The 15085-nt window shown below is 62.1% G+C and carries 12 protein-coding genes; 6 read left to right on the top strand and 6 right to left on the bottom strand.

All coding sequences use genetic code 11. The annotated features are described in order from the left end of the window. The first annotated feature begins 59 nt into the window (after positions 1–59). A complete protein-coding gene (locus NLM27_RS18890; RefSeq protein WP_254144035.1) occupies positions 60–1412 on the top strand; it encodes a transposase in 1353 nt (450 codons plus the stop codon). Between the two features lie 767 nt (positions 1413–2179). After that, positions 2180–2494 carry a PilZ domain-containing protein gene (locus NLM27_RS18885; RefSeq protein ID WP_254144741.1) on the top strand — a complete coding sequence of 105 codons (315 nt, stop codon included), beginning with the start codon at positions 2180–2182 and terminating at the stop codon, positions 2492–2494. A 114-nt stretch (positions 2495–2608) separates the two neighbouring features. On the opposite strand, the gene NLM27_RS18880 is transcribed toward NLM27_RS18885, so the two are convergent. Both NLM27_RS18880 and NLM27_RS18875 read right to left on the bottom strand, forming a co-directional pair. After that, positions 2609–3562 (bottom strand): ABC transporter substrate-binding protein, encoded by a 954-nt coding sequence (locus tag NLM27_RS18880; protein ID WP_375142255.1) that lies wholly within the window; start codon positions 3560–3562, stop codon positions 2609–2611. Between the two features lie 145 nt (positions 3563–3707). Further along, positions 3708–5468 (bottom strand): cache domain-containing protein, encoded by a 1761-nt coding sequence (locus tag NLM27_RS18875; RefSeq protein ID WP_254148864.1) that lies wholly within the window; start codon positions 5466–5468, stop codon positions 3708–3710. Between the two features lie 306 nt (positions 5469–5774). Between NLM27_RS18875 and NLM27_RS18870 the strand changes: the two genes are divergently transcribed. Continuing rightward, entirely contained in the window at positions 5775–6749 is a 975-nt protein-coding gene (locus NLM27_RS18870; protein ID WP_254144739.1) for a magnesium transporter CorA family protein, read from the top strand. A gap of 41 nt (positions 6750–6790) precedes the next feature. On the opposite strand, the gene NLM27_RS18865 is transcribed toward NLM27_RS18870, so the two are convergent. Both NLM27_RS18865 and NLM27_RS18860 read right to left on the bottom strand, forming a co-directional pair. After that, positions 6791–7417 (bottom strand): alpha/beta hydrolase, encoded by a 627-nt coding sequence (locus NLM27_RS18865; protein WP_254144738.1) that lies wholly within the window; start codon positions 7415–7417, stop codon positions 6791–6793. After that, positions 7414–8352 carry a ring-cleaving dioxygenase gene (locus tag NLM27_RS18860; RefSeq protein WP_254144737.1) on the bottom strand — a complete coding sequence of 313 codons (939 nt, stop codon included), beginning with the start codon at positions 8350–8352 and terminating at the stop codon, positions 7414–7416. The genes NLM27_RS18865 and NLM27_RS18860 overlap by 4 nt, the downstream gene beginning before the upstream one ends. Before the next feature lie 129 nt (positions 8353–8481). Here NLM27_RS18860 and NLM27_RS18855 point away from each other — a divergent pair, with 129 nt between their 5' ends. Then, the gene (locus NLM27_RS18855) at positions 8482–9417 is read left to right on the top strand and encodes a LysR family transcriptional regulator (RefSeq protein ID WP_254144736.1); all 936 of its coding nucleotides are present in this window, start codon (positions 8482–8484) and stop codon (positions 9415–9417) included. A gap of 182 nt (positions 9418–9599) precedes the next feature. Then, the gene (locus NLM27_RS18850) at positions 9600–10076 is read left to right on the top strand and encodes a hypothetical protein (protein ID WP_254144735.1); all 477 of its coding nucleotides are present in this window, start codon (positions 9600–9602) and stop codon (positions 10074–10076) included. Positions 10077–10274: 198 nt separating this feature from the next. Here the strand turns inward: NLM27_RS18850 and NLM27_RS18845 are convergent, their stop codons facing one another. Both NLM27_RS18845 and NLM27_RS18840 read right to left on the bottom strand, forming a co-directional pair. Continuing rightward, positions 10275–12968 (bottom strand): hybrid sensor histidine kinase/response regulator, encoded by a 2694-nt coding sequence (locus tag NLM27_RS18845; RefSeq protein WP_254144734.1) that lies wholly within the window; start codon positions 12966–12968, stop codon positions 10275–10277. Further along, positions 12965–14008, bottom strand: a complete 1044-nt coding sequence (locus tag NLM27_RS18840; RefSeq protein ID WP_254144733.1) for an ABC transporter substrate-binding protein — start codon at positions 14006–14008, stop codon at positions 12965–12967. Before NLM27_RS18840 ends, NLM27_RS18845 begins: the two co-directional genes overlap by 4 nt. A gap of 293 nt (positions 14009–14301) precedes the next feature. Here NLM27_RS18840 and NLM27_RS18835 point away from each other — a divergent pair, with 293 nt between their 5' ends. Further along, the gene (locus NLM27_RS18835) at positions 14302–15042 is read left to right on the top strand and encodes a hypothetical protein (protein ID WP_254144732.1); all 741 of its coding nucleotides are present in this window, start codon (positions 14302–14304) and stop codon (positions 15040–15042) included. Positions 15043–15085 lie beyond the last annotated feature (43 nt).

Raw genomic sequence — 15085 nt, 5'->3', positions numbered from 1 at the left:
AAGTCGATGCTTGCGCCGATTGATCTTCGCTGATTCAGTCGTCGCGAGAGGACTGAATCATGATGGGACATCAGCTGGGTGAGCAGGCTGCGTTGTTCTACGAGTTTTCGCTCGAGCGGCACATTCCGAGCGATCATCTGTTGCGATCAATCGACAGGTTCGTGGACCTCGATGGGCTGAGGCGAGAGCTGTCACCCTTCTACAGCACGATCGGGCGTCCCTCGATCGCCCCCGAGCTGATGATCCGGATGCTGCTGGTCGGCTACTGCTTCGGTATCCGATCGGAGCGTCGCTTGTGCGAAGAGGTCCACCTCAACCTGGCATACCGCTGGTTCTGCCGCCTTGGGCTCGATCGTGACGTGCCCGATCACTCGACCTTCTCGAAGAACCGACATGGCCGCTTCCGCGACAGTGATCTGTTGCGACAGCTGTTCGAGGCCGTATTGCGCCGCTGCATCGACGAGGGGCTGGTTGGCGGAGAAAGCTTTGCAGTCGATGCCAGCCTGATCAAGGCCGACGCGAACCGGCAGAACGGCGTCGAGGGCGAGAAGGGGTTGCCCCCACAAGCTGCAAGCCGTGCCATCGACGAGTATCTAGCCGTCTTGGACGATGCGGCTTTTGGGGCCGCGACCGAGATCGTCCCCAAGTTCATCTCACCGGCTGATCCAGCCGCACGCTGGACCGGCGCCCATGGCGGGCAGGCTTTCTTTGCCTACTCTACCAACTATCTGATCGATGTGGAGAACGCGATCATTGTCGACGTGGAGCCGACCACGGCGATACGGCAGGCGGAAGTTCTCGCTGCCAAGCGCATGATCGAGCGAACCGCGAAGAACTTCGCTCTCCACCCGTCCAGACTCCTCGGTGATAGTGCCTATGGTTCAGCCGACATGCTGGGCTGGCTGGTCGATGAACACGGCATCGAGCCGCATGTGACCGTGTTCGACAAATCGGCACGCAAGGACGGCACCTTCGCACGGGAGGACTTCAATTATGATCCAGCCGGCGACGTTTATATCTGTCCTGGCGGCAAGACACTGACCACAACAGGGACACGTGTGAATGATGGCGAGACGTTGCTTTATCGAGCGAGCAAGGCTGACTGTGACGCTTGTGCTTTGAGGCCACGCTGCTGCCCGAACACGCCTGCTCGAAGGGTGCCTCGTTCGATTCATGAGGGGGCCCGCGACATGGCGCGGGCGATTGCCAACACCTGGGAGGGGCGAACATCAAGACGACTGCGCAAGAAGGTCGAAATGTTGTTCGCTCACCTCAAACGCATTCTCAGGCTGGACCGACTGCGACTACGTGGACCGAATGGTGCCCGTGACGAGTTCCTCCTCGCAGCAGCCGCGCAGAACCTTCGGAAATTAGCTAAGCTGGTCCCAATGCCGCAGCCAAAGGCGGCCTGAGAGATGGTCGGTTCGCGCTGCAATTTGCGGCCGCCTCTGCCGCGAGACGAACTTCTTCAACGGAATCGGAGGCAGAGCGGACACGCGGCCCCGCCCACTGCTTTTGGCGACAGGGAGGCTGTTTTGCGCGCCAAACCGATGTTCCCGGGGCTCGAGCCTGTGCGCGCTTTGGCGCGCCACGGCTTGCGATCATCGAACACGCCACTATCGCCGCAATCGGCGACGCATCGCGGAGATAACCGTGTGTCTTGAACGTCTATCAACTCTTCGTTTCTCGGCTTGCTCCACCCGGCTGCGAAGACTTTGAAGCTCTTCCAGTTGAGAGCTCAGCAACCAGATGCGCTCGCGCAAAATCACTATGCGGTCACGCACCAGACCACGACTACACATCAGCGCCCCTTTATTGTGACTGTTTAAAAACAACTGTCGGCGGGCCGAAAAATGGAAAATAACTGCAGGTCCAAATTAAATCGTAACGCAGGTTCATGAAAAAGCTGTGAAACACCTCACAAGCACGGGGAAGATGCATTTTTGAGCAGTTCGTCAGCTTTTAATTTGGCATCAAGCGCCCGAATTAACCATTTCGGCAGTTTCAATTTTAATGAGGCAATAATACTGCTTGTCTGCGCAGGCCGCGCAGATCAACGTGCAAATCTTGCTGTTTTCCACGCGTCGGCGGGAGCGGAAAACTGATCTTGCAGAGAGTACCATCGCGGTCGCTGCGATCGTTCGATGGGAAGTTATCTCTTCGTTCGGAGACTCTCGCCATGATCGAACGTCGTGCAATGAACCGGATACCGATCAACCGGGCGGCCCGTCTGTCATTTGGTGGAATTAGTGGAGCTCACCCATGCATCGTGCGCGACATCAGCGCTCTCGGGGCCTGCATCTCCACGCCGTACTACATATTTGCCAACGAATTTGCTCTGTCGTTCGACGGCCATTCCGGGATCTTCTTCTGCCGCGTCGTGTGGAGGAAGGGGACGCTTTGCGGCGTATGCTTCGTTCTGCGCCGCCGCTCGCCGCAATCAGCGAATGATTGCAGCAACACGACAAACGTGGTCCGACTTGGCCACGCTTGATCGTGTGCCGGCGTGGGCGTTTTTTGGCCGGACCGCAAAAACGACCGACCAGCACTTGGCGGCCCTGCAGCGGGATGTCGCTGCCGCCCAACGGCGTCCGTTCGGAAGCGTAGGTCACTCGATCACCTCATCTGCGCCGGCAACGAACGCAGAGGAGAACGCGTGACCTAGCAGTTTGGCCGCCTTCAAATTGATAACGAGCTCAACCTTCGTAACGAGCTGGACTGGAAGATCAGAAGGCTTCTCGCCCATCAGGATCCGTCCGGCATAGATTCCTGCGCGCCGGTGCGACTGCATGAAATCTCCTCCATAGCTCATCAAACCGCCAGCAATGGGAAAATCTCGGGTCTGTGTGATTGCGGGCACGCGATACTTGACCGCGAGGGCAGCCAACTGCGAGCTGCGAAAGGCAAAATAGGGATCGGAGGTAAACACAAGTCCGCTTGCCCCGTCCTTGGCCACGGCAGCGAACACCGAGTCAAACTCAGCTTCCTTGCTTGCGCCCAAGATTTCCAATCGAACACCCAGGGTGTCTGCGGCTGCGTGAAGCTTCTGCAATTGTGACTGTGCGGTCGGACTTGTGGGGTTGACGACAACCATCAGCTTCGTCGCGGTGGGCATCAGGTCGCGCATGAATTCAAGCCGCTTTGGCGAAACGTCGACACTCAGGCTCGAAACCCCCGTGATATTTCCGCCCGGCCGCGACAAGCTATCGACCACGTGGAGTTGGACGGGGTCGCCGCCCATCTCAAAAACGATTGGCTTTGTCGTACTCGCGGCTTTCGCGGCGAGTGCCACGGGAGCGCCCCCAGGCGCCACGAGGACATCCACATTGCGGGCGACCAGTTCGGCGGCCAAGCCAGGCAATCGAGAATATTGTCCGTTGGCCCATTGAAAGTCGATCTTCACGTTGCGTCCCTCGACAAAGCCGGCTTCTCCCAGTCCCTGATGGAAGGCCTGAAGTCGACTCGCAAAGAGCTCGGGCGACTCCGGACAAAGATAGCCAATGACGGGCATGGAGGGTTTCTGCGCATACGATCTCGTCGTCCACGTCGCGACGCCTGCCATCAAAAGCAGGACATCTCGCCGCTTGACGCGTCTTCGCAGCGTCACTGCTCTGGAGTTGGCGCATCTCATGGCTACGAACCCGCTGCCGTCAGCCGATTGTCGGAGCATAGCCCCGAACGCTCAAGCAGTCCTCAAGTTGATTATGCTAGCCATCCGGCGAGCGGCCCGCCTCTGCTAGAGAGAGGGAATTGAAGGATATCCCGAAGATCGGAATAGCTTCGTCAAATCCCTTGATTTTGCGCCCACCAAGATCCTCAACGGGCCGCTTGCCTTTGACGCCGGCGGCGACTTTGGCGTCGATCAGGATTTCCTTGTCTGCGGCAGATGCGCACAGTCGGGCGGCGAGATTCACGACGCTGCCAATGGCGGTGTAGTCGAGCCGGTCCTTGTAGCCGATCCGGCCGACAGTCGCGGGCCCGCTGGCAAGGCCGATTCCGAAACCAACGTGGTAGCCACGTGATCGCCAGCCGGCGATCAGGGCTTGCACATTCTTCTGCATGTCGACGGCAAGATCGATAGCTCTCAAAGCAGGTTCTTCGATGGGGACTGGTGCGTTCACCAGAACCATCAGTCCGTCTCCGGAGAAGTTGATCAGCGTTGCTTCGAATTTCGCGACGACAGTGCCAAGGCTCTCATAGTACTCCGACAGTACGCTCATGACCTCGTCAGGCGTAGCTCCTGCTGAAAACGCGGTGAAACCTCTCAGATCGCAGAAGACAACGACGACGTCCGTGCGGCGGCCGTCCAGCACACTGTCGTCGCCGGCTCTATCGACGAGATCTGCGACCTGAGGGGCAAGGAACCGCTTGAGCTTGGCTATGCGCTCCTGGTGCTGCTGCGCCAGCTCCAACTCGGAAGCCATTCTGTTGAAACTGTCTGCAAGGCGTTGGAATTCGTCCCCGGTGTGTATTGAAATGCGGTGGTCAAGGGCCCCGGCACCAATTCTCTCTGTGCCCTCCTCGAGCAATTTGATTGGCTCCGTCATTCGGTCCGCCAATGCATAGGCCAGAATCCCCGCGAGTATGCTGCTTATTGCGAGCAGCATTGCGGTCCGCCACAGGGCGGCATAGAGCGGCGCGTAGGCTTCAGATAGCGGTTGCGCGACCACGACCGTCCAATCGGGGCCCTGTACGGGAGCCGCGCTGGCAGCAACATAATGTCCTTGTGCATCCCGGCTCGTTGCGAAACCCCGTGTCGGACCTATCGCATCCCGCACGGCGCGAAAGGGTTTGGAGGTTGCTTCTTCCGCCCCGCGCAGAACGAGGCTGATATCGGGATGGGCGATAAGGCGGCCCGATCGATCCAGGATGAAGGCGTAGCCGGTCCTGCCAAATTTGAGCGCCGAGACCACGTCCCAAATCAGCTTGAGGTTGACTTCGGCCACGACGGTGCCGACAGCCGGTCGGTTGCCGACCATCGCAACCGTCAGGTACGGTTCGGAGCCTCGATTGTAGCTGACGTCGCTGAACCAGATCCGGGCTGCCCGGGCACCGACAAGGGCGGGATCGGCTGATCGGTCTGCGCGGCTCTCAATGCGATTGAGACCGATCCGCGAGATGTAGAGACGCTCCAGACCGTTGCCGTCGAGGAGCGTGAGACTGGCGATGGCAGGCGTCTGTCGAAGGAGGCGCAACGCGTCGGTTCGCCGGCGTTCGTCGGGCTCCTCGGTCCACGGAAGCTGGACCAGCCAGCCAAGCTGAGTTGTGATGCCGTGGATGAAATCGTGTATTTCGGCGGCCGCTGATGCGGACTGAAGACCAAGCCACTGGTCAAGCCTCGCGCGCTGATCGCGATAACCGAACCACCCTTCGATAACGGCGCTAAAAGCCAGTGGGGTTGCGACAGCCACGAAAAGCGCGAGGAAATACTTATAAAAGAGGCCGCGAAACCGATCTCGAGGAAACATCATCCGGTCTCCTGTACAATCACAACAGAATAGTATGGTTTGGATTAAATGTCGCTCCGCCCTCCAGCGGAGTTGAATTGAGAGGGTGAAGCTCAAGGCGGTACGCTGGCAAGGTCGTCGACGCGATCTCTTCAAGCAATAGCGTGTTCAAGTTGACGCAAACCGCAAAACCAGGGGCCTGAGTGTTGAGGCCGGTGAGGGGGGCTGCGCCGCCAAGGACATTGAACGTTTGGAACCGTCATGCGTTAGCCGGAAGAAGTCCGGATGCGACATCCGGCATGATGAAGCGGCCACGGAGTTCGGTTCTTGCTTAAATTTTTCAGGTGGCCGACCGAGGACTGGCGAGGCATCGGCCCGGAACTACCCTCGGAGATCATCTGGGCCGATCTCTTGAACGCGACTGATGAGGAAAAGCAGTTTGTCGAACAACTGCTCGGGATCCGCGTTCCCTCGGAGGAGTCCCTCAGCGAGATCGAGGCGTCGAGCCGCCTGATCCTCGACCGCGGCACGCTCTATCTCAGCGCGCCGGCGGTCCGACTCACCGAGGACAACGAGGCCGAGATCACTCCGGTGGGGTTCGTCATCGGCCCTCATGTGTTGGTGACGGTGCGCTTTGCCGAGCTGCCGATTTTCAACGATATCGGCGAACGCATCGGCTCGGACGACAGCCTGGAGAACGGCATGTGCGTGTTCACCAGCCTGCTCGAAGCCATGATCAACCGTGGTGCGGATGCTCTGGAGCATCTCGCTGCGAAACTCGACAAGCTTTCGCGTGGTGTCTTCAAGGGCGGACTCGTTCGCACCAGGCGGCCGGTTCGCTCCAGCCGCCGGATGCGCGAGGCGCTGGAGAATATCGGCGAGTTGGCCGACCGATTGGCCAAGGCACGCGACGTTCTGCTCGGCGTCGGCCGTATCGCCTCGTTCGCGGGCGATGTTGGAAACGAGTGGATCACGGCCGGCTCAAAGAGGCGCCTCGAGGCCGTGTCGAAGGATGTCGTTTCGCTCAGCGACTACGAGACGCGACTGTCCGACAAGATCCAGCTTCTGCTCGATGCGGTGCTCGGCTTCGTCAACATCCAGCAGAACGAGCTGTTCAAGATCCTGACGATCGTCTCCGTCGTCGGTGTCCCGCCTACCATTTTGGTCGGAATCTGGGGAATGAACTTCAAGCATATGCCCGAGCTGGATTGGACCTTTGGCTACCCGCTGGCCTGGCTTGGGATCATCGCCAGCGCCTTGCTGCCGCTCATCTGGTTCAAGCGGCGCGGTTGGTTCGAGTGAAGCTGCGGCGCACCGTTCGCAAACGATGCGCCGCTGCTTGATCATGCTGCCCTGGCGTCGACGTTGCCGATCCAGTCGCGGGCCAGCGTCACGTCGGCTTGCGACAATTGGTGGCCTGCCGGCAACACCTTGTGGTCGACACGCGCTCCGGCTTGCGACAGCAGTGCCGCAAGCCTTGCGGAATTGCTCGCCGGGACGATCGGATCGGCTTGGCCGGAGAGCAGCAGGATCGGCTTGCCACCAAGCTCTGCTTTTGGCGGATCCGACAGCGGCACCATGGCCCGCAGCAGGATCGCGCCTGCAAGCGCGTCCGGCCTGAGCAGCAACAGCGCCGCGGCGATGTTGGCGCCGTTGGAGAAGCCGACCGCGACCGGGGCGGCGATGCCGTATTGCTCCCGCGCCTCCGCGACGAAGTCGCCGAGATCGCCTGCGCGGCGGCGTACGTCGTCCTCGTCGAACACACCCTCGGCGAGACGGCGGAAGAAGCGCGGCATGCCGTGCTCGAGCACGCGGCCGCGCGGCGAGAGCAGGGCGGAGCCGGGCGAGATCATCTTGCCGAGCCCGAGCAGGTCGTTCTCGTCGCCGCCGGTGCCATGCAACAGGAGCAGAGGCGGAGAGCCCGCGCCGGCCGCGGGCTCGAAACGATGGATGAAGGCACGCTCGATCATGACGCGGTCTCTTCCAAATTTGGCAGAACGCCCTCGATCTGCTTGCGATGCGCTTCGAGGAAAACAGGCAGCTTCAGGTCGCGACCCAAGGTTGCGACGGGTTCATCGACGGCAAAGCCGGGGATGTCGGTCGCGATCTCGAACAGCACGCCGCCGGGCTCGCGGAAGTAGATCGAGCGGAAGTAGTTGCGGTCCTTCTGCTCGGTCGGGTGCAGGCCGTGATTGTTCACGAGTCTCTCCGCCATCTTGCTCTGCTCGGCATCATCAGCCGCGCGGAAGGCGATGTGGTGTACCGAGCCGCCGCCTTGATGGCCGCGCAGAAAACCCTTGGCCTCGTAGATGTCGACGACGCTGCCCTCGGCATTATCAGGTGCCTTGAAGCGGATCACTGAGCCTTCGCGTCCGGTCTCCTTGAAGCCGAATACGTCGGTGAGGACGGCAGCCGTCTTCGCGGCGCTGTCGAGCAGCAAGGTCACGCCGTGGAAGCCGCGGATCGCATGCTCGGCCGGCACGTCGCCATTGCTCCAGCCGGGCTCGTTCTCGGCGCCGGGAATGCCGACGAGCGCAAGTGCCATGCCATCGGGGTCGGTGAACGGCAGCACCGATTCACCGAAGCGCTTCTCCAGGGCTTCGTACGCAATGCCCTTCTCGGTGAAGCGCTGCGTCCAGTAGCCGAGCGAGCGCTGCGGCACGCGGAAGGCGGTCTGATGGGTCTCGCCGACGCCGCGGCGCCCGGCCGAAACGCCCGCCCACGGGAAGAAGGTCAGGATGGTCCCGGGCCGGCCGGTCTCGTCGCCGTAATAGAAGTGATAGGTGCCGGGATCGTCGAAATTGACGGTCTTCTTGACGAAGCGCAGGCCGAGATCCCGGGTGTAGAAGCCGAAATTGCGGATGGGATCGCCGGCGATCGCGGTGACATGGTGCAGTCCAGACATTGTCGTCCTCCAGAATTCGGGGAGCGGTCTTGCTCTGCCTGGAAATATCGTTCCGCTTTGGATTGGAGACAATCCATGCAAATATGACGGCTATGTCTACGATTTGGAAACAATCGCCGGGGAGGGCCCTTGGATAAAGTTGCCAGCCTCCGGGCGTTCGTCAAAGTGGTCGAAAGCGGCAGCTTTGCCGAGGCCGGCCGGCAGTTGCGACTGTCGCGCTCGGCGATCAGCAAGTACATCGCCGATCTCGAGGAGAGCCTCGGCGTTCAGCTCCTGAACCGGACCACGCGCCACGCCAGTCCGACCGAAAACGGCCAGCGCTATTTCGAGCGCGCGGTCGTGATCCTCTCGGAGATCGAGGCCGCCGACCAGGCCGTGACGCAGGCCCAGTCGGCGCCGCGGGGGCTGTTGCGCGTCAACGCGCCGATGTCGTTCGGCACGATGCGGCTCGGGCCGGTGCTCGCCGATTTCATGGCGCGGTATCCGGAGCTTCAGCTCCAGATCGTGCTCAGCGACGACCTGCTCGATCCCGTGCAGGACGGCTTTGACGTGACGCTGCGGATCGCGGAGCTGGAATCCTCGAGCCTGATCGCGCGAAAAATCATGCCGGTGGCGCGCATGATCTGCGCTTCGCCCGACTATCTCGCGCGTCACGGCACGCCGGGACATCCGCAGGATCTGCGCGAGCACGCCTCGCTGACCTATGGCTTCCTGCTCACCGGCAATCAGTGGAAGCTCACCGGTGCCGACGGCGATCATTGGATCCAGCCGGTCTGGTCGCTCTGCGTCAACAATGCCGAGGTGCTGCGCGACGTCGCGATCAAGGGCAGGGGGCTGGCGTTGCTGCCCGAGTTCATCGCCGTTGACGCTTTGCGGAAGGGCGAGCTGCGTACTGTGCTGGATGACTATTTTGCGCCGCCGCTCGCGCTCTATGCGGTCTATCCGCCGACGCGGCATCTGTCGGTGAAGGTGCGGCTGTTCATCGATTTTCTGGTCGAGCGGTTTGGGCGCGAGGAGGGAGAAGGCGGCGAGCGCAGATACGATTTTACCGGAGCGCAAATCTGAACTTTCTTCTCGTCGCTTGGGACACATATTTGCGTCCCGGCTTCGCGCCTTAGGACGGAGAGCTTCAGCCGCTGCCGGGTCGTTACCAAGGGCTCTCTTCCGTGCCACCGCAAAGAACCGGGGCATGACGAGTAGCTCGCCAGCACTTCTCGACTTGATTTCAACAAGCGCAGGAGGAAGCTATGCGGAATTCTCTCACCTTTTTCCTTTCTGGCGTGGCATTAGCCGTCGCGGCGTCAACAGCCGTAGCCGGTGAGAGGGTGCTCGAGTTCAAGTTGGTCACGAAGGCGATCGACCTCAAGGTCATCGAGGCCGCAAACGTCGAGGGACAGTCGGTTGTGTCCGGCAAATTCTTTGGCGTCGCCGTATTCAACGATGGCCGTATCGGAGTGAAAGAGTTCGTCCATAGTTCGGACTTGCTCAAAGGGGCGGGCCCCTTCTTCGGCTACAGCACTTACACGTTCGAGGAAGGCTCGATTACGGCGCGCTACACCGGTTCGGCCAAAGACGGCAAATCGACCGGCGAATACACGATCCTGTCGGGCACAGGTGCCTATGCGAACGCCACGGGTACGGGAACGATTGAAAACGCGCCGAACCCATTCAAGGGCGCCAACATGTGGAACATAAAGCTCGTCGTTAAAACTTCGGGCTCGTGACGGCGCAATGTTCTCAGGTCCCGCACTAGGGAAGTTGATCCCTTCTGTGGCGCATTGGCCCGGTCGGAAGCACATCGCCGGCCGGGCGACCCGCTGAAGAAACAACTGGAGTCGTGAGATTGATCACCCACCCGGCCGGCTGACTGGGTCGATGTCCGCGGTAGGAGCGAACGCTTGGGAGCTCCAATCTGAGCAAATCTAGCTGACGGAACGTTGCCCGGCGGGCTGAAGCAGATCATCCAGCGCGCGCATCGAGGCCTGCTGAAGCGCGGCAAGCTCACGCGCAGCATTTTGATGCTCGGGCGGTGACATCGCAGGCGCTGTCAGCTCGACGTCGCGGCAGCGATCGAACAGGCGGACGAGCCCGAGCGCGCTGGCGGCACTGCCGAGCTGGTGCGCCGAACGTGCGAGCTGCGCGTGATCGCCGCTCGCGGCAGCCTTGGCGATGTCCTCGATCAATCTTGCGCTGGTCTCGCCCAGCAGATGGTGGAGCTTTTCGATCTGCGCAGACCCGAGCAGCTCCCGCTGATCGTCGAGGAAGTGTCGGTCGATCAATTCGTCTGCGGCAAGTTGCGATGCCGCCGGAGCGTCCCAGGGATCGTCCTCGATCGCCTCGCGCAGCGCGTTGATCAGGATCGGCTTGCTGACGACCTTGGCGATGCCGGCGCCTGCGAGCCGTTCGCGGGCGCTGGTGGACACATCGGCGGTCACGGCGATGATGCGCGGCATCTTGGGCAGATCGAGCTTGCCGATCCGCGACGACGCCTCCACCCCGTCCATGTCCGGCATGTGCAGATCCATCAGGATGACGTCGAACGCCTGGTCTCGGGCGAGCTCTATGGCCGATGCGCCGTTCCTTGCGATCATGGGGCGATGGCCAAGCTTGTTCAGGATCGCTTCGCCGACCTCGCAATTGACGGGATCGTCGTCGACCAGCAACACGCGGAGCCGTCGCGACGGCGGCGCAAGCGCGCCTTGCGCGATGCCGTTTCCGGCAAGGCCCAGCGGCACTGCAAGCGTGAACGTGCTGCCCGCGCCCGGCGTGCTCTCAACCGTCAGCTCGCCGCGCATCAGGCGCGTGAGGCGGCGCGCGATCGCGAGGCCCAGGCCCGTGCCGCCGAACCGCCGCGCGATGCTGTCGTCGGCCTGGACGAAATCCTCGAAGATCCGCTCGTGCAGGTCGGGCGCGATGCCGATGCCGGTGTCGCGAACGCTGATCCGCAGCAGGACATGATGGTCGTGCCGCTCGGCCACAGCGCTCAAGCCGATCCCGCCGCTGGGGGTGAACTTGATCGCGTTGCCGATCAGGTTGAGCAGGATGCGGTTGAGCCTGACGGGATCGCCATGCACTGCGGTGTTGACCGTCGCATCGCAGGCGAGGTCGAAGGTCAGTCCCTTGTCGAAGGCCTGCGGGCGCATCAGGTCGGCAGCGACCTCGATGAGTTGGTCGAGCCGGAAGTCGCGCGTCTCCAGCATTTCCGTGCTGGCCTCCAGGCGGGCATATTCCAGCACCGCATCGACCAGCGCGATCAGGGTTTCCCCCGACGCCGCCGCGGTGGCGAGATGGCGGCGCTGGATTTCGCTGAGGCTGCCGTCGTTGAGTAACTGCAGCACGCCCATGACGCCGTTCAGCGGCGTACGCAGCTCGTGGCTGACGACGGCGAGGAAACGCGACTTGGTCTCATTGGCCGCTACGGCCGCGCTGCGCGCGCGCTCGGCGGCGTCGTGCTCGGCAAGTGCGTGATCCCTGGCCTTCTCGAGCTCGGAGGTCCGCTCGACCACCTTGCGCTCCAGCGTCGCGTAGGACTCGCGCAGATGCGCGGCCATCCGGTTGAACTGGTCGCCGAGCGCCTCCAGCTCGTCACCGGTCTTGATCGCAAGCCGCTGGCCGAGATCGCCGCTGCCGATCCGCCGCGCGCCCTGCGTCAGGATCTGGATCGGCACGGTCATGCGCCGGCTGAGAAAGAGGGAGACTAGAACGGCACCGGCCAGCAGGATGAGCAGCAGAAACGTCGAGCGCCCGATCGATGCATAGATCGGCGCGTAGGCTTCGGTGAGCGGCAGCTCGACGAACACCAGCCAGCCGAGCGAGGGCACGGTCGCATAGGTCGAGAGCACGCGTTGGCCGGACAGATCCTCCTTGACCAGGCCGCCCGAGGGCGGCCCGACGCCGTCGAGCGCGGCGCGGACGTCCGCATGGCCGGAGAGATCACTGCGCTGCAGCGCCCGCCACAGATCGGGGTGCGCGATCAACACCCCCATGCGATCGACAACATAGGCTTTGCCGGTGTTGCCGACCCTGATGCCGGCGACCAGGTCCCAGATGAAGCGTAGATTGACCTCAGCAACGATCACGTCGGCAGCGCGGCCGGTGCCGCGCGTGGCGAGCGTCATGAACGGCTCGGTGTCGCCGAAGAAGTAGACGGGTCCGTAATAGGCCCGGCTTTCGTTGGCGCCGCGGAAGGCCGGCGTCGCGGAGAGATCGAGCTTGCTGCCGATCCTGTCGGCGACACGGCGCGATACGCGCACCTGCTCGCGGCCTTGCGCATCGAGCTGGGCGATCTCCGCGATCGCGGGCGAGAGGCGCAGGAGACGGATGGCGTTCAGCCGCTCGTCCTCGTTGGTCGACAGCTCCGGGGGCAGGCGCGAGAGCCATCTGATCTGGTTTTCGATCTGGCCGATGAACTGGCCGATCTGGATGGCGGCGCTTGCTGCCTGCTCGCGCTGGGTTGCAGCGAGAAGCTGCTTCTGCTCGCGATAGGAGAACCAGACGTCGAAGCCGGTATTGATGGCGAGCGCGGCAAAGGCGAGGGCGACGATCGAGTAGAGATATTTGCGGAACAGCCGGCCCGGAGGCGTCCGCAAATGTCCCTGGTCGATCTCTTCGTTCACTCGCGGATCTCGTCGGCGCGCGCCAGCAGCGTGAACGGGACCGTCAGCCCGAGCGCCCTGGCAACGGTGCGGTTGATCAACAGCTCGTATTTTCGTGGCGACTGCACCGGCAGATCGCCGGCCTTGGTGCCGCGCAGGATGAGATCGACGTAATCGGCCGAGCGCACCTCCAGCGTCGGCCCGTAGCTCATCAGCCCGCCCGCATCGATGAAATAGTGGAAGGGATAGATCATGGGCACGCGATACTTCGCGGCCGCCGCGACGATCGCTTGCCGGTTGATCACCAGAAAACTGTCGACGAGCGAGATCATCGCTGCCTTCGGAGGCTCGGCGAAGCGTCCGATTGCGCCGTCGATCGCCGCTGCCGTGCCGATGGGCGCAAGGACCACGGCAACGCCGGATGAAGCGGCCTCCTGCTCGAGGGAGTCAAGGTAGTAGCGCCCGGCACGAGGGGTGGTCGCCGGATTGAACAGGATGCCGACGCGCTGGATATCCGGCACAGCCTCCTTGATGAGCTGAAGCCATTTGCCGCCCATCTCGGGGGTGCTGCTGGTGAAGCCCGTGACATTGCCGCCGGGATGGGCGAGGCTTTGAACGAAGCCATTGCCGACGGGGTCGTTTGAGGTCGCGAAGACGATCGGGATCGTCGTGGTGGCCGCCATGACGGCCGCGGTATCGACAGTCGAGCCGGTCAGGATGACATCCGGCTTGAGATCGATGAGCTCCTGCACCGCGGTCTTCAGTCTGTCCGGTGCGCCGAAGGTCGAACGGAGCTCGAAACGATAGTTGACCCCTTCGAGCCAGCCGCGCTGTCGCAAGCCCGCGATCAGCGCGCCGAGGCGAGAGTTCGAACTCTCGGTCATGCTTCGTCTGGTCAGCTCGTCGTTGAGCGGCAGGCCGGTGATCGAGGCGACGATTCGCATGCGATCCGACGTTGCGCCGAGTGCAAAGAATCCCGCGGCAGTTGCGCCCGCAAGCCGAAGCACATCGCGGCGGGCGACCGCCGGCACAACGCGGGCAGGAGCAGGCCGCTCAATCATGAAATGTTTCGCAAAAGTTGTCCCCGGGAGATGTGCATAACGCGAAAGGCTGGTGACCACAATTGATGAAAAAATGCGCTTGTGAATGTTCATTCGCAGCGTTTGGCAGCCCGATACCGTATGGCTTTGCTGCCAAAGAGTCGCTGTTTCGATCCTTGTCTTCTCCGTGACGCTTTGTAACGCCTTGTAGCGTTGCAACAATTTCCGTCCCGGGTGCGATCACGGTGCGGGGAAGTCGATTTCGTAGCTGCTGATTTTTGAAGCATTGTTTCAGGTTGTTTCGAAGGTTTTCGATGCGCAAAATCTATCTCGTTCCGGCCCTCGTCGGCCTGCTCACCTGCGTTGCAATCGGGCCTCTCGCGGCTCAGGGCGCCGTGCCGAAGCAGAAGGCCGCGCCGGCACCCAAAGCCGCCGCGGCCGCGGCGCCGGTTGCCGCCGGCGCGACATCGGCGGCGGCGGCCGAGACGCCGGCCGCCGACGACAAGACCAAGGCGATCGACGGCTTCCGCTCCGCCAAGTTCGGCATGATCGAGACCGACGTGCGCGCGGCGATGGCCAAGGACTTCAACGCCAAACCCGATACCATCAAGGCGCAGGACAATGCGTCCGAGCTGACGCGCAGCATCTTGCTGTCGGTTCCAGAGCTGCTGCCGAACGGTGGCACCGCCGAGCTGTCCTACACGTTCGGCTACAAGTCCAAGTCGCTGATCCAGGTCGGTGCGGTCTGGTCAAAGGGGACCGACGCGGCGATGACGCCGGAGAAACTGTTCTCCAACGCCAACATTCTGCGCGCCCATTTCATGGGCGAAGGCTTCAAGCCTGATTCGATCGCGGTGAACATGCCCGTCGCCGGCGGCATCGTGATGTTCCGCGGCAGCGATGCCAAGGATCGTTCAGTGATCCTGCTGCTGCAGGGCACGTTCGAGAACAAGGAGAACAACCAGCGAGTGCTGACGCCCACCAGCCTGCTGCTGTTCTACGTCGCCGACGCCAAGAGCCCCGACATCTTCAAGCTCCCGCCCGGCCAGTTCTGATGCCGGACGGTCGCGACATTCTCCCACCGGTCGTGGATCGGCG

The sequence above is a fragment of the Bradyrhizobium sp. CCGB12 genome (assembly GCF_024199845.1).
In the GTDB taxonomy this organism is placed as follows: domain Bacteria; phylum Pseudomonadota; class Alphaproteobacteria; order Rhizobiales; family Xanthobacteraceae; genus Bradyrhizobium.
This window is presented reverse-complemented; position numbering and strand designations above follow the sequence as displayed.

What these genes read in the sequence shown, in the direction of transcription:
- NLM27_RS18890 (WP_254144035.1), top strand. Translation starts at nt 60, where the DNA reads ATGATGGGACATCAGCTGGGTGAGCAGGCTGCGTTGTTCTACGAGTTT.
- NLM27_RS18885 (WP_254144741.1), top strand. Translation starts at nt 2,180, where the DNA reads ATGATCGAACGTCGTGCAATGAACCGGATACCGATCAACCGGGCGGCC.
- NLM27_RS18880 (WP_375142255.1), bottom strand. Translation starts at nt 3,562, where the DNA reads ATGGCAGGCGTCGCGACGTGGACGACGAGATCGTATGCGCAGAAACCC.
- NLM27_RS18875 (WP_254148864.1), bottom strand. Translation starts at nt 5,468, where the DNA reads ATGTTTCCTCGAGATCGGTTTCGCGGCCTCTTTTATAAGTATTTCCTC.
- NLM27_RS18865 (WP_254144738.1), bottom strand. Translation starts at nt 7,417, where the DNA reads ATGATCGAGCGTGCCTTCATCCATCGTTTCGAGCCCGCGGCCGGCGCG.
- NLM27_RS18860 (WP_254144737.1), bottom strand. Translation starts at nt 8,352, where the DNA reads ATGTCTGGACTGCACCATGTCACCGCGATCGCCGGCGATCCCATCCGC.
- NLM27_RS18850 (WP_254144735.1), top strand. Translation starts at nt 9,600, where the DNA reads ATGCGGAATTCTCTCACCTTTTTCCTTTCTGGCGTGGCATTAGCCGTC.
- NLM27_RS18840 (WP_254144733.1), bottom strand. Translation starts at nt 14,008, where the DNA reads ATGATTGAGCGGCCTGCTCCTGCCCGCGTTGTGCCGGCGGTCGCCCGC.
- NLM27_RS18835 (WP_254144732.1), top strand. Translation starts at nt 14,302, where the DNA reads ATGCGCAAAATCTATCTCGTTCCGGCCCTCGTCGGCCTGCTCACCTGC.